Origin of the sequence: Pseudomonas sp. T8, assembly GCF_024610635.1 — a bacterium.
Classification (GTDB): domain Bacteria; phylum Pseudomonadota; class Gammaproteobacteria; order Pseudomonadales; family Pseudomonadaceae; genus Aquipseudomonas; species Aquipseudomonas chlororaphis_I.
Map to the genome: position 1 here is coordinate 1,322,955 of NZ_CP102374.1, position 12,693 is coordinate 1,335,647.

Sequence of the window (12,693 nt, forward strand, 5' to 3'; positions counted from 1 at the left end):
GACTCACCGCCCCGCAAATCCCCGACCGGCAACCCTGCCCCTCACGACGCCTTGGCCTCCCGCAACAACTGCTGGATCACCTGCTCCTGCGCGTCATAACTCCCTTCGCCAAAGTGGCTGTAGCGCACCTGCCCGCGGGCGTCGATAAAGTAGTGGGCCGGCCAGTACTGGTTGTCGAAGGCGCGCCAGATCGCGTAGTCATTGTCGATGGCCACCGGGTAGCCGATATCCAGCTTGCGCACCTGGGCCTTGACGTTGTCGATGACCTTTTCGAAGGCGTACTCCGGGGTGTGCACACCGATCACCACCAGCCCGTCCTTGGCGTACTTTTTCGCCCAGGCATTCACATAGGGCAGGCTGTGCTGGCAGTTGATGCAGTCGTAGGTCCAGAAATCCACCAGCACCACCTTGCCGCGCAGGGCTTCGGCGTCCAGCGGCGGTGAGTTCAGCCATTGCACCGCGCCACTCAACGAAGGCATCGGGCCCTTGCTCGGCAGCGTCTCGGCGGGCGCCGCGCCAGCCTTGTCGATCAGGTAGTCCAGGGCCTTGGGCACGCTCTTCAGCAGGCCTTGCTCGAGGGCCGCGCCGCCTTGCGATGAAGTGCTGGCCAACAGACGGTCGTCCACCCCACTGCCGATCGCCACAACTGCCAGCAACACCAGGTAACCGGCGGCGCGGCGCAACCAGGCGGTGGCCGGCAGGGATGGCTTGAGCCGGTTGACCAGCCCTCTTCCAGCGAAGATCAGCAGCCCCAGGGACAAGGCACTGCCCAGGCCGTAGGCCAGCAGCAACAGGCTGGTCTGGGCGCTGGCCCCCTGCAGCATGGCGCCGGTCAGGATCACCCCGAGAATCGGCCCGGCACAGGGCGCCCAGAGCAAGCCGGTGGCCACCCCGAGCAACAGCGCCGCCAGTGGCCCGGAAAGCTGGCGCGCCCGGTCGAGGCGCAGGCCATCCAGGCGATTGCCCAGGCTGACCCAGGGCCGGGCCAGCCAGTTGCCGAAGCGGGCAAAGATCAGCGACAAGGCGAACAGCCCCAGCACGATCAGCGCCAGCTGGCGCCCGATGCCGTTGGCACGGACGATCCAGTCGCTGCTGACCACCGCCAGGCTCGACACCAGGGCAAAGGTCAGCGCCATGCCGCCGAGGGTCAGCAGCACCGAGCCGCGCGAGCGGTCGGCCCGGGCGAACAGGAACGGCACCACCGGAAGAATGCAGGGGCTGAGGATGGTCAGGACCCCGCCGAGAAACGCTATGAGCAACATGGCATCACCTGTGATCGGTCAATGTCCGCCCGCCATCGGCGGCGGGCGTATCCAGGGGTGGCAGGCCCGGTTCAGGCCTGGTGGTCGGCGCGCATCCCCTGCGGGGTGCGCTCGTAGCCGCCTTCGGCCAGCCAGCTGTGCGTCTGCAAGGTGCCGGCTTTCAAGGTGCTCGCTTTCAAGGTGGCAGCCTTCAAGGGGCTGGCACTTGAGAGCGGGCTGAGCTGGAAGCAGGTCGCACAGGATGAGTCGGCGGCGCTGGCATCCACGGCCACGCCGGCCAGGGTCAAGGTCAGGGCAAGCAGGGAGCTTTTCAGGGCGTTCATGGGCGAATCCTCATGGCGAACAGGGTGATAGGACAGGGAGTGTGTTCAGTTGCCGTCGTTACAGTTGTTGGCGAACTTGCGGTAATCCAGGGCCTGGGTGCGCCCCTGGGAATCGAGGTAGGTCATGCGCGCATTGACCACGCCGCAGCTCGGCTCGGCGTCTTCGGTCATCGACAGGACCTTCTGGATATCCAGCTGGGTGCCGTAGCTGTAGGTCTGGGCCTGCACCGTGCTTTCGGCGCGGGCCGACAGGGTGCAGATGTTCAGGGCGGCGAACAGGCAGGCGGCGTAGAGGGCGGTGCGTTTCATGATGTGTTCCTCGGGCGACAATGGGTTTGGGTGGCGAGGCAGTAGCTGTGCCTCGATGGAGCCCATTGAATGCGCGGGAGGTATCGCGCTTGTGTCGGCGAACCGCCCTTGCGGTCTCCCTGCGTATCCACGCCGCCGGGGGATACAGAGCGATACAAAAGCGCCGGAAAAACCTTGTTTTGCATCGCCGTGTGTTCAACCAGGCGCCAGATACACTGCAATACAAAAGCCCGCAGGCAGGCCCGCCCGGGCCCTATAAACTAGGCAGCACGACCCTATACAGAGGCAGCCCCATGGATCATGTCGATCACGTATTGATAGTCGATGACGACCGCGAAATCAGAGAGCTGGTAGGCAACTACCTGAAAAAGAACGGCCTGCGCACCACCGTAGTGGCTGACGGCCGGCAGATGCGCAGCTTCCTGGAAACCACCCCGGTGGACCTGATCGTGCTCGACATCATGCTGCCCGGCGACGATGGCCTGCTGCTGTGCCGCGAGCTGCGCGCCGGCAAGCACAAGGCCACACCGGTGCTGATGCTCACCGCGCGCAACGACGAGACCGACCGCATCATCGGCCTGGAGATGGGCGCCGACGATTACCTGGTCAAGCCGTTCGCCGCCCGCGAGCTGCTGGCGCGAATCAATGCCGTGCTGCGCCGCACGCGCATGCTGCCGCCGAACCTGGTGGTCACCGAAAGCGGCCGCCTGCTGGGCTTCGGCCGCTGGCGCCTGGACACCACCGCGCGCCACCTGCTGGACCAGGATGGCACCATGGTCGCCCTGAGCGGCGCCGAATACCGCTTGCTGCGGGTGTTCCTCGACCACCCGCAACGGGTGCTCAACCGCGACCAGTTGCTCAACCTGACCCAGGGCCGCGACGCCGACCTGTTCGACCGCTCCATCGACCTGCTGGTCAGCCGCCTGCGCCAGCGCCTGCTGGACGACGCCCGCGAACCGGCCTACATCAAGACCGTGCGCAGCGAGGGCTATGTGTTCTCGCTGCCGGTGGAGATCCTCGAGGCCGCGTCATGAAGCTGGCGCTGCACTGGCCGCGCACCCTCGCCTCGCGGTTGTCGCTGATCTTCCTGATCGGCCTGGCGCTGGCCCAGGGCCTGTCGTTCGCCGCGCAGTCCTACGAGCGCTACCAGAGCGCCAAGATGACCATGCTCGGCAACCTGGAGAGCGACGTCTCGACCTCCATCGCCATCCTCGACCGCCTGCCCGCCGCCGAGCGCCCCGCCTGGCTGCAACGCCTGCAACGGCGCAACTATGGCTACCTGCTCAGCGCCGGCGAACCCGGCCAGCCCCTGGACGGCGAGGATGTACCGGTCTCGGTGTACTCGATCAAGAACGCCCTCGGCCGCGACTACGACCTGGCATTCAACAACATTCCCGGGCCGCGCCAGCACTACCAGGCCCACCTGCGCCTGGCCGACGGCAGCCCGGTGACCATCGACGTGCGCCCGGCGCTGACACCGATGTCGCCCTGGCTGCCGGCGGTGCTGTTGGGGCAGTTGCTGGTGTTGATCCTCTGCGCCTGGCTGGCGGTGCGCATCGCCGTGCGCCCGCTGACCCGGCTGGCCCAGGCGGTGGACAGCCTCGACCCCAACACCCACGGCGTACACCTGGACGAAAAGGGCCCGATCGAAGTGGTGCACGCGGCCAAGGCCTTCAATGCCCTGCAGGCGCGAATCGGCGCCTACCTCAAGGAGCGCATGCAACTCTTGGCGGCGATCTCCCACGACCTGCAGACGCCGATCACCCGCATGAAACTGCGCGCCGAGTTCATGGACGAGTCCGCCGAGAAGGACAAACTGTGGAACGACCTGAGTGAAATGGAGCACCTGGTGCGCGAAGGCGTGGCCTATGCCCGCAGCATCCATGGCGCCACCGAGGCCAGTTGCCGCATCGACCTGGACGCGTTTCTCGACAGCCTGGTGTTCGACTACCAGGACACCGGCCAGGACGTCGAGCTGACAGGCAAGAATGGCGCGCTGATCGACACCCGCCCCCACGCCCTGCGCCGGGTCCTGGTGAACCTGGTGGACAACGCGCTGAAGTTCTCCGGCGCGGCGCGGATCGAGGTCCAGGCACAGGCCGGCGATCGCCTGTCGGTCAAGGTCCTGGACCGTGGCCCGGGGATCAGCGAAGAACAGCTGGCCGAAGTACTCAAGCCGTTCTATCGGGTGGAAAGCTCGCGCAACCGCGACACCGGCGGCACCGGCCTGGGCCTGGCCATCGCCCAGCAACTGGCGGTGGCCCTGGGCGGCTCGCTGCGCCTGAGCAATCGCGAAGGGGGCGGCCTGTGCGCCGAGCTGATCCTGGTCAGCAGCAAAGCCAGTCTCTGAACACTTTGCTACACAGGCATACATAACCGCCCTTTGCCGACACAGCCGATATACACGGCCTTGCAAGACTCCTGGGACACGCCGCGACAGCGGCGCCCAACCTCAAGGAGCCTCTCATGCCCACTCAATCCCTTCCCTCGCGTTTCCACGGCTGGCGGCTGTTCAGCCTGCTGGCCGCCGCCGTGCTGCTGATGACCGCACTGATCCTGCTGTTCGAGCCGGACCTGGTCGAGGCCACCCGCAGCGCCATCCGTGCCACCGCGCGTTCGTCCTTCGTGCTGTTTCTGCTGGCCTTTACTGCCTCGGCATTCGCCGTGCTGCTGCCCTCGCCGCTGAGTCAGGCGCTGGTACGCGAACGCCGCTTCATCGGCCTGGCGTTCGCCTTCTCGCACCTGGTGCACGCGCTGCTGATCTACAGCTACGGACAACTGAACCCGGAGTTCTGGCCCGGCCGCAGCACCCTGGGCAACCTGCCCGGGTCCGTGGGCTACCTGTTTATCCTGCTGCTGACCCTGACCTCGTTCAAAGGCCCGGCCGCGCTGCTCAGCCGTGTCGCCTGGAAACGCCTGCACACCACCGGCATGTGGGTGATCGCCGCGATATTCGCTTTCTCCAATTTCAAACGCATTCCGCTGAGCGCCTGGTACCTGCTGCCCTTCGCCATCACCTGCTCGGCCATGACGATCAACCTGCTGGGCAAGCTGGCCCAGGCCAACAAACGCCGGCAACGCCAGGCCCTGAGCCCACGCTGAATTCAACCACCCTGTAGCCGCTGCCGCAGGCTGCGATCGACGCCGCAGACGGCGCCGCTTTTGTAATGCCCCCACTTTGCACAGGAGATCCACCCCATGATCCTCACGCTTTCATCCGCCCTCGACGGGCTGCAACGCCAGCTCAATCGCGTCTCCCCCTGGGTCGCGCTCCTCAGCCTGCGCCTGCTGCTGGCCTGGGAGTTCTTCGAGTCGGGCCGGGAAAAATGGCAGGGTGAAAACTGGTTCCAGGAGATCCAGTCCGCCTTCCCGTTTCCCTTCGACCAGCTGCCGGCGAGCCTGAACTGGCAGCTGTCGATGTGGGCCGAGCTGCTGTGCGCCCTGGCGCTGCTGCTGGGCCTGGGCACCCGCTTCGCCGCACTGGTGCTGATTGTGGTCACAGTCGTCGCTACCGCCGCCGTGCACTGGCCGGCCGACTGGTCGACCCTGAGCGAGCTGGCCCAGGGTTACGCCATCAGCAACAAGGGCCACGGCAACTTCAAACTGCCGGTGATCTACCTGGCGGCGCTGCTGCCGCTGCTGTTCCAGGGCCCGGGCAAGCTCAGCCTGGATGCGCTAATCGGGCGCCTGCGCCACAGGCGCTGATACCCCCGGGGCAGAAAAAAGCCGCAGCTTGAGCTGCGGCTTTGGTGTTTCTGCGGGGTGGAAGTTCTATAACAAGCGCATCGCCCTGTAGCCGCTGGCGCAGCCTGCGATCGGCGGCGTAGCCGTCGTAAAACCGGCTATCGCATTCGGTCTGATACACCGCGTTGCCTGGGTTTGCGGCCGCTGCGCAGCCGAGCGCAGGCTGCGCCAGCGGCTACACAGGGCCGATAACGCCTTGGTTGTGCAGCTGTCGCAGCAGGCTCAGCCAGTTGATCGGGGCCTGCGCCACAGGCGCTGATGCCCCGGGGACAAAAAAGCCGCAGCGTGAGCTGCAGCTTTGGTGTTTCTGCGGGGAAAAGTTTGATAACAGGCACATCTCCCTGTAGCCGCTGGCGCAGCAGGCTTTGGTCAGTTGATCGGGCGCCTGCGCCACGGGCCCCGGGGCAAAAAAAGCCGCAGCGTGAGCTGCAGCTTTGGGGTTTCTGCAGGGTGGAAGTTCGATAACAGGCGCACCTCCCTGTAGCCGCTGGCGCAGCCTGCGATCGGCGGCGTAGCCGTCGTAAAACCGGTGATCGCGTTCGATCTGATACACCGCGTTGCCTGGGTTTGCGGCCGCTGCGCAGCCGGGCGCAGGCTGCGCCAGCGGCTACATAGGGCCAATAACGCCTTGGTTATGCAGCTGTCGCAGCAGGCTTTGGTCAGTTGATCGGGCGCCTGCGCTACGGGCGCTGATACCCGGGGCAAAAAAAGGTTCTTCACGGAATACCGGGAAAGACGCTCTTGATCTTCATGAAAAAGAATTCGCTATCCCGGTAACCGTACGCCATTCGTTTGATGACCTTTATGCGATTGTTTATTCCTTCCAGCTGACCGGTGTGCATCGGCCAGCGAACGCGGCTGACGATGCCCCGCCAGTAACTCTTTAGCCGTTTGGCGAACTGGATCAGTGCCGGTATTTCGCTTTCATGAGCATGGCGCAACCATTGCTTCCAGGCCGATCTCCAGCTCCAAGCGGTATTCGGCGTCCAGAGCGTTTTGAGTTCAGCCTTCATCAAGTAGACCGTCATCAACGCCTGGTTGGCCGCCAGTAAATCCTGCAAGTGAACCTGTTGTTCCGGCGTTTTCAGATTCTGTGGATTGCGTAGCAGTAGCCATCGCGCTTGCTTGATGACCTTACGAGCAGGCTTGTCGTGGCGTAGCCGATTAGCCTCGTCAACGCGGACCCGATCAATCACCTCTCGGCCATATTTGGCCACCACATGGAAGAGGTCGTAGACCACGCGCGCTTTGGGGCAGTGCCGGCGAACCTCCAGGTCAAAGGCGGTGTTCATGTCCATCGCCACCGCTTCGATTCGAGCGCAACCCTCTGGCCCCAACTCTTCGAAGAACGGCCTGACCGCCGCACGGCTGCGGCCTTCGCCGATCCACAGCACTCGTCGTGTATCCGCATCCAGCACCACACTGGCGTAACGATGGCCCTTGAACAGAGCGAACTCGTCCATCACCAGACGCCGTGGTTGCGCCTTCGGCAGATCGCTCAATGCCGTTTGCAAGGCGCGACGCTCTAGCAGCCGAACGGTGTCCCAATGCAACCCAAACAGTTGAGCCACGTGTAACGTGGGAAGGCGCTCGCAGGCTTGAATCACCGCATCGGCCAAGCGGCGCGTCATACGGGCATAGCGATCCAGCCAACTGACAGTCTCCATGCGTTTGCCGCAGTCACGACAGCCAACACGTCTGAGCAAAACGCTGAGGCGCACTGCACGGCCGAGAATGGGCAAATCACGAACGACTCGCTCGCAATACTCGTGAGTGGTTGAGCAGGGCTTTTGGCATCCACCACAGGAAGGGAATCGGGTGGTGTGGGGCGTCAGATCGATCTGTAGGGCATCGCCATCAGGCTTGATCGTGACGACAGAAAAGCCCTCCCAAAAAGGAAGGAAAGTATTAATATCGTGCATAAGAACGCCGGTTTTTTAGATGTGTTTGCTCGCACGAACATCATCAATCAAATCGGCGTTCTTGTTTCTGTGTTTCCCGGAATTCCGTGAAGAACCCAAAAAAAGCCGCAGCGTGAGCTGCGGCTTTGGGGTTTCTGCAGGGTGGAAGTTCGATAACAGGCGCATCTCCCTGTAGCCGCTGGCGCAGCCTGCGATCGGCGGCGCAGCCGTCGTAAAACCGGTGATCGCGTTCGATCTGATACACCGCGTTGCCTGGGTTTGCGGCCGCTGCGCAGCCGGGCGCAGGCTGCGCCAGCGGCTACACAGGGCCGATAACGCCTTGGTTGTGCAGCTGTCGCAGCAGGCTCAGCCAGTTGATCGAGCGCCTGCGCCACAGGCGCTGATGTCCCGGGGACAAAAAAGCCGCAGCGTGAGCTGCGGCTTTGGTGTTTCTACGAGGGGAAATTCGATAACAGGCGCATCTCCCTGTAGCCGCTGGCGTAGCCTGCGCTCGGCGGCGTAGCCGTCGTAAAACCGGCTATCGCGTTCGATCTGATACACCGCGCTACCTGGGTTTGCGGCCGCTGCGCAGCCGAGCGCAGGCTGCGCCAGCGGCTACACAGGGCCGATAACGCCTTGGTTGTGCAGCTGTCGCAGCAGGCTTTGGCCATTGGCGAGAAAGGTGTCGATATCGTCGATGCCCGCTTCCAGGGCCAGGCCTTGCAACTGGTCGCGACCGTGGAGTTGGGGAAAGGCCTCGATACGCTCCAGCAGGCGCCAGGCCAGCGGGCTGAGCTCGGAGAAATGCACCCGGTAGTCGGCATCGCGGCGGATCAGCAGCAAGGTCGGTGCTGCCCCGGGCTCCCTGGGACGCCAGGCCGGCCCCAGGCGCTGCACCGGCCAGGCGTAGGCCAGCGGCCAGGCCAGGGGCGACAGGCGCAAGGGCTGGGTCAGCAGCCGCTCCGGGTCGCTGGCTGGCAGCGGCTCAGCCTCGGCCTGTTGCAGGGCCATTTCGATCCACTCGTAATGGCTCAGCTCGAGCATAAAGGCCGGCCAGTTGGCGTCCTGCAAAGCGGCGGGCGTGGAAGCCATCCAGGCCACGAACTCGCCGGCGATCTCGCCGAACTTCGGCGTGGCGCAACGGTGTTCGCGCAGGAACACCCGCAGCAGCCGGCGCCAGTCCGCCTCGCCGAGTATCGAGCGCAGCACCGGGAAGGTATTGCCAAGCAACGACAGCAGGTTGTCGAACACCAGCTCGCGATAAATCTCCACCCGCGCGCGATCCATCCCGGCGGGTGGCGCGCGGTGCTCGGGGTCGCGCAGGTAGGCGGTCAGGGCCTGTTGCTGTGCGTCGAGGGCGATCAGTGGCTTAGCCATGGGCCAGCCTCCCCTGTGCCTGGCAGGCATCGGCCTGCAACCGGCGGATGCTGTCCAGCTCGCCCAGCAGCTCGGCGAATGGCGGGAAGTTGAAGTCCCGTTCCAGCAGGGTCGGTTGCACGCCAAACAGCTGGTAGGCGCGCGCCAGTAAATCCCAGACCACCGGTTTGACCGGCGCGCCATGGGTGTCGATCTTCAGGCTGGCGGACTGGTCGTAGTGCCCGGCCACATGCATCGCCACCACCCGCTCCGGCGGCAGGCCGGCGAGAAAGGCCTGGGGCTCGAACCCGTGGTTCACCGAGTTGACGTAGAGGTTGTTGACGTCCAGCAACAGGTCGCAATCGGCTTCGGCCAGCACCGCGTTGGTGAAGGCCAGCTCGTCCATGTCCTGGCGTGGCGCGGCGTAGTACGAGACGTTCTCCACCGCCAGGCGCCGGCCCAGCACATCCTGGGCCTGGCGGATGCGCGCCGCGACATGGCGCACCGCCTCTTCGGTGAACGGCAGCGGCAGCAGGTCGTAGAGGTGCCCGTCGTCGCCGCAGTAGCTCAGGTGTTCGCTGTACAGCGGCACCTTGAAGCGCTCGAGGAACTGCCGCACTTCCCGCAGGAACCCCAGGTCCAGCGGCGCCGGGCCACCGAGGGACAACGACAGCCCGTGGCAGCTCAACGGGTAACGCTCGGCCAGGGCGCGCAACGCGGCGCCATGGGCACCGCCGATGCCGATCCAGTTTTCCGGCGCCAGCTCCAGAAAATCAAAAGCGCCCGCAGGCGCCGTATTCAATGCGTCGAGCAAGGCACGACGCAAGCCAAGCCCCGCGGCTGCCGAAACGGGCAGCCGTGGGGCTTGGGCGGATGATGGGATGTTGCAGGGTGGTATTGAGGGAGGCATGGGTCCGTCTCCTGGTTGCCCCGGAAAAAAACGGGGGGCACCTGAGTGCCCCCCGCCACCGTCGATCAGGACTCGATCGCCGCACCGCATTTGCCTTCGCCACATTTGCCTTCGGCCGAACCGGCCTTGGCCGCCAGGTACTGCTTGGCTTCGCTCAGGCTGATGGCGCCATCGTGGTTGGCGTCGATCTTGTCGAACTCGGCGGCGCGCTCGGGGGCGGCGGCGATGAACTCCTCGCGGGAGACCTTGCCGTCGTGGTTAGTGTCGGTCTTGGCGAACTTGTCTTCGCCGCACTTGCCTTCGGTGGAGGTCTTGACCCCGTCGGCCGCGGCCAGGGTGTAGCCCTGGGACAGCTCGGTCATGCTCAGCGCGGAAGCGGCGGTGGACAGGCCCAGGCCGCCGACCAGTGCCAGGCCGAGCGCGACGTTGGAAACATTGGAGAGTTTGAACATGCTGATACCCCTTCGATGGATTGATTAACGGTTCCCGCCACCGACACCGAGAAGCTCGGTGCTGGCGGGTGGACGTAGTTAATCCTCGGGGTGTATCCGGGTTGTGTGCACAACCGGCGCCAGGACAAGCAGGTGTATCAGCGCCGGGCCGATACACACTCCGATACAAGGCCGTCGGCCAACCGGCCAGTTGAGCGCTGACTCAACTGGCCGAAGTGCAACACGGGATGTCCTGCAGCGAACGGTAGACCGGCAGGCCCAGGCGCTCGCCCATCGCGACCAGGGCATCGGCACTGGCGCAGGCACCGCCGATGCGCAGCAGCGCGTCGCAACGCTGCAACTGCTGTTGCGCACGCTCCTGGAACCCGGCGCCTGGCTCGCCGGCAGCGCTCGATTCCTCCGCCGCCAACCCCAGCCACTGGCCAAAGACGGGGCTGTGCCCGGCCTCGAACAGCCGCGCGGCACAGTCATCCAGGCTGGCGACCTGCTGCGCCAGCGCCGCTGCATCGTCGGTCGCCGAATACCGGGGCGCGGCCACCAGGATCGTCAGGCGGCGCGGCGGCATCAGGCGCAGTTCCAGATATTGCAGGAGCATGATGGTCTTGCCGTCGACGATCTCGCCGCTGCGCACCATGTCCAGCGCTTGCTGGTAACCCAGCTCCAGCACCTCGATGTCCTCGCCCTCTTCTTCCAGGCCGCCACCGTCGCCGATGCGGTCGTCGGGGGAATACTCGCCGATGAAAAAGTGCAGGCGCTCGGTGACCGAGCCGGGGCTCATGAAGGCTTCATAGACCTTCTGCACCGCGCCGACGCGGTAGCCGGTTTCCTCCTCGGCCTCCAGGCGGATGCGTGCTTCCGGGCTGGCATTGTCCAGCAGGCCGGCGGCGGTCTCGATCAGGTAGCCGCTGTGGTCGTTGACGTAGGTCGGCATGCGGAACTGGCGGATCAGCAGCACCGTGCGCCGCTCGCGGTTGTACAGCAGGATGGTCGCGCCATTGCCGCGGTCGTAGACCTCGCGGGTCTGCGCCTGCCAGCTGCCGTCGCGGCGTTGCAGGTCGAAGCTGTATTTCTTCAGCAGGTACCAGTTGTCGGAGAGCATCTCCTCGGCGGTGATGCGCACGGGTGCGGCTTGCATGGTCTTCCCCCTTGGCAATTGGATGTCGTTCAACGCGTCACTGATGGGCGCCGATCGAGCGCCAGGCGGCCTCGGCCAGTTCCTGGCGATAGGTGCCCGGGCTGCTCTGGACCCGGCCGGACAACCAGGCGCGGCAGTAGTTTTCCGCCTGCCCGACGATCAGCGACGGCAGCAGTTCGGCGGGTATCCGCGGTAATTCATCGGCCCGGGTGTGGGCCGTCAGCCACTCGCGCAACTGGCGGTTGCGCGCCTTGTTGCGGCTGGCCAGCTCTTCGGCAAACGGGCCCTTGGCGACCGCATACCGCGCCTGGAACTGGAACCGCGCCCATTCGGGCTGGGCGTCGACCCAATCCACATAGCTGTGCACCAGCGCCTGCACGCCCTGCTCCAGGGTCTGGGCGTCGCTCATGTAGCGCTCGCGCAGGCCGGCCTGATCGTCCAGCGCGGCGAAAAACAGCGCGGCCACCAGCCCTTCCTTGTTGCCGAAGTGGTGATAGATCGCGCCGACGCTGGTATCGCAGGCCGCGCGAATCATTTCGATGGTGGTGGCTTCGATGCCCTGTTCGTTAAAGCACGCCAGGGCTCGGCGCAGGATGTCGCGTTTGAGTTCGGCCCTGCGGCCGGGGTAGCAGCGTTCAAGCAGATCGATCGTGTCCATTGCCCATCACAAAACCAAGGTCCAGGGAACAAGGCGCGCACGCCTCAGTGAATGGTGGCGCCAGCTTGACATATTTCGCGAAAGCCGAATATTGTTCTTTTACAGAATATTATTCTGTAAACCCAAAAATAATCCGCTACGAGGCATTACCATGAGTCAGGTTCTCAGCATGTTCAGCGCCGCAGGTCCGGAAAAGTTCAGTCAGATGGCCTGCCAGATGGCCCCCTACTTCAGCACCATCACCCCGTTGATCGCCGAGCTGAGCGCGGGACGTTCGGTGGTGCAGGTGCCGTTTCGCAAGGAGATCACCAACCACCTGGGCACAGTGCACGCCATCGCCCTGTGCAACGCCGCCGAACTGGCGGCCGGGGTGATGACCGACGTGTCGATCCCGGCCGGCGCGCGCTGGATTCCCAAGGGTATGACCGTGGAATACCTGGCCAAGGCCAAGACGTCGGTGCGCGCGGTGGCCGATGGCGGCGCGGTGGACTGGAGCAGCAGCGGCGACAAGATTGTCGCGGTGGAGATCTACGATGAGGAAGACCTCAAGGTCTTCAGCGCGCGCATCACCATGAACGTGAAAACCGCCTGACCCAGAAACGACAACGCCCCTCACGAGAGGGGCGTTGTCGATGACGCAGTA

The 12,693-nt window shown here is 64.7% G+C and carries 14 protein-coding genes; 5 read left to right on the forward strand and 9 right to left on the reverse strand.

Annotation, left to right across the window (positions count from 1 at the left end; genetic code table 11):
- Positions 1–41: 41 nt before the first annotated feature.
- The 3 genes from NRG23_RS05655 to NRG23_RS05665 form a co-directional block, all read right to left on the reverse strand.
- Positions 42–1,262, reverse strand: coding sequence for a cytochrome c biogenesis protein DipZ (locus NRG23_RS05655; protein ID WP_257373928.1), 1,221 nt, complete (start codon positions 1,260–1,262; stop codon positions 42–44).
- 71 nt (positions 1,263–1,333) lie between these two features.
- On the reverse strand, positions 1,334–1,585 hold the full coding sequence (locus NRG23_RS05660; protein ID WP_053268890.1) for a hypothetical protein: 252 nt from the start codon (positions 1,583–1,585) through the stop codon (positions 1,334–1,336).
- Positions 1,586–1,630: 45 nt separating this feature from the next.
- Positions 1,631–1,894, reverse strand: coding sequence for a DUF2790 domain-containing protein (locus NRG23_RS05665; RefSeq protein ID WP_009048667.1), 264 nt, complete (start codon positions 1,892–1,894; stop codon positions 1,631–1,633).
- 293 nt (positions 1,895–2,187) lie between these two features.
- Between NRG23_RS05665 and NRG23_RS05670 the strand changes: the two genes are divergently transcribed.
- The 4 genes from NRG23_RS05670 to NRG23_RS05685 all read left to right on the forward strand — a co-directional run bounded on the left by NRG23_RS05670 (position 2,188) and on the right by NRG23_RS05685 (position 5,599).
- Positions 2,188–2,928, forward strand: coding sequence for a response regulator (locus NRG23_RS05670; RefSeq protein ID WP_009048666.1), 741 nt, complete (start codon positions 2,188–2,190; stop codon positions 2,926–2,928).
- Positions 2,925–4,244 carry an ATP-binding protein gene (locus NRG23_RS05675; RefSeq protein ID WP_016704615.1) on the forward strand — a complete coding sequence of 440 codons (1,320 nt, stop codon included), beginning with the start codon at positions 2,925–2,927 and terminating at the stop codon, positions 4,242–4,244. The genes NRG23_RS05670 and NRG23_RS05675 overlap by 4 nt, the downstream gene beginning before the upstream one ends.
- Before the next feature lie 116 nt (positions 4,245–4,360).
- Complete coding sequence (locus NRG23_RS05680) at positions 4,361–4,996, forward strand: hypothetical protein (protein ID WP_016704614.1); 636 nt, start codon at positions 4,361–4,363, stop codon at positions 4,994–4,996.
- Between the two features lie 96 nt (positions 4,997–5,092).
- Positions 5,093–5,599 (forward strand): DoxX family protein, encoded by a 507-nt coding sequence (locus NRG23_RS05685; RefSeq protein WP_124340050.1) that lies wholly within the window; start codon positions 5,093–5,095, stop codon positions 5,597–5,599.
- Between the two features lie 755 nt (positions 5,600–6,354).
- Here the strand turns inward: NRG23_RS05685 and NRG23_RS05690 are convergent.
- The 6 genes from NRG23_RS05690 to NRG23_RS05715 all read right to left on the reverse strand — a co-directional run bounded on the left by NRG23_RS05690 (position 6,355) and on the right by NRG23_RS05715 (position 12,050).
- Positions 6,355–7,560: an ISL3 family transposase gene (locus NRG23_RS05690; RefSeq protein WP_009047489.1), complete on the reverse strand. Its 1,206-nt coding sequence runs from the start codon at positions 7,558–7,560 to the stop codon at positions 6,355–6,357.
- A gap of 594 nt (positions 7,561–8,154) precedes the next feature.
- The gene (locus tag NRG23_RS05695; protein WP_257373934.1) at positions 8,155–8,916 is read right to left on the reverse strand and encodes a DUF2063 domain-containing protein; all 762 of its coding nucleotides are present in this window, start codon (positions 8,914–8,916) and stop codon (positions 8,155–8,157) included.
- Positions 8,909–9,805, reverse strand: coding sequence for a DUF692 domain-containing protein (locus NRG23_RS05700; protein ID WP_223815576.1), 897 nt, complete (start codon positions 9,803–9,805; stop codon positions 8,909–8,911). Before NRG23_RS05700 ends, NRG23_RS05695 begins: the two co-directional genes overlap by 8 nt.
- Positions 9,806–9,870: 65 nt before the next feature.
- Positions 9,871–10,257, reverse strand: a complete 387-nt coding sequence (locus NRG23_RS05705; RefSeq protein ID WP_009048660.1) for an EF-hand domain-containing protein — start codon at positions 10,255–10,257, stop codon at positions 9,871–9,873.
- A gap of 202 nt (positions 10,258–10,459) precedes the next feature.
- Entirely contained in the window at positions 10,460–11,392 is a 933-nt protein-coding gene (gene nudK / locus NRG23_RS05710; RefSeq protein WP_257373937.1) for a GDP-mannose pyrophosphatase NudK, read from the reverse strand.
- A gap of 37 nt (positions 11,393–11,429) precedes the next feature.
- The gene (locus tag NRG23_RS05715; RefSeq protein ID WP_028682179.1) at positions 11,430–12,050 is read right to left on the reverse strand and encodes a TetR/AcrR family transcriptional regulator; all 621 of its coding nucleotides are present in this window, start codon (positions 12,048–12,050) and stop codon (positions 11,430–11,432) included.
- Positions 12,051–12,201: 151 nt separating this feature from the next.
- Between NRG23_RS05715 and NRG23_RS05720 the strand changes: the two genes are divergently transcribed.
- Positions 12,202–12,642, forward strand: a complete 441-nt coding sequence (locus NRG23_RS05720) for a hotdog fold domain-containing protein (protein ID WP_028682180.1) — start codon at positions 12,202–12,204, stop codon at positions 12,640–12,642.
- The last annotated feature ends 51 nt before the right edge of the window (positions 12,643–12,693 follow it).

Bases quoted from the DNA above. Each gene is read 5' to 3' on its own strand.
- NRG23_RS05655 (WP_257373928.1), bottom strand. From the start codon at position 1,262: ATGTTGCTCATAGCGTTTCTCGGCGGGGTCCTGACCATCCTCAGCCCC.
- NRG23_RS05660 (WP_053268890.1), bottom strand. From the start codon at position 1,585: ATGAACGCCCTGAAAAGCTCCCTGCTTGCCCTGACCTTGACCCTGGCC.
- NRG23_RS05665 (WP_009048667.1), bottom strand. From the start codon at position 1,894: ATGAAACGCACCGCCCTCTACGCCGCCTGCCTGTTCGCCGCCCTGAAC.
- NRG23_RS05670 (WP_009048666.1), top strand. From the start codon at position 2,188: ATGGATCATGTCGATCACGTATTGATAGTCGATGACGACCGCGAAATC.
- NRG23_RS05675 (WP_016704615.1), top strand. From the start codon at position 2,925: ATGAAGCTGGCGCTGCACTGGCCGCGCACCCTCGCCTCGCGGTTGTCG.
- NRG23_RS05680 (WP_016704614.1), top strand. From the start codon at position 4,361: ATGCCCACTCAATCCCTTCCCTCGCGTTTCCACGGCTGGCGGCTGTTC.
- NRG23_RS05685 (WP_124340050.1), top strand. From the start codon at position 5,093: ATGATCCTCACGCTTTCATCCGCCCTCGACGGGCTGCAACGCCAGCTC.
- NRG23_RS05690 (WP_009047489.1), bottom strand. From the start codon at position 7,560: ATGCACGATATTAATACTTTCCTTCCTTTTTGGGAGGGCTTTTCTGTC.
- NRG23_RS05695 (WP_257373934.1), bottom strand. From the start codon at position 8,916: ATGGCTAAGCCACTGATCGCCCTCGACGCACAGCAACAGGCCCTGACC.
- NRG23_RS05700 (WP_223815576.1), bottom strand. From the start codon at position 9,805: ATGCCTCCCTCAATACCACCCTGCAACATCCCATCATCCGCCCAAGCC.
- NRG23_RS05705 (WP_009048660.1), bottom strand. From the start codon at position 10,257: ATGTTCAAACTCTCCAATGTTTCCAACGTCGCGCTCGGCCTGGCACTG.
- nudK (WP_257373937.1), bottom strand. From the start codon at position 11,392: ATGCAAGCCGCACCCGTGCGCATCACCGCCGAGGAGATGCTCTCCGAC.
- NRG23_RS05715 (WP_028682179.1), bottom strand. From the start codon at position 12,050: ATGGACACGATCGATCTGCTTGAACGCTGCTACCCCGGCCGCAGGGCC.
- NRG23_RS05720 (WP_028682180.1), top strand. From the start codon at position 12,202: ATGAGTCAGGTTCTCAGCATGTTCAGCGCCGCAGGTCCGGAAAAGTTC.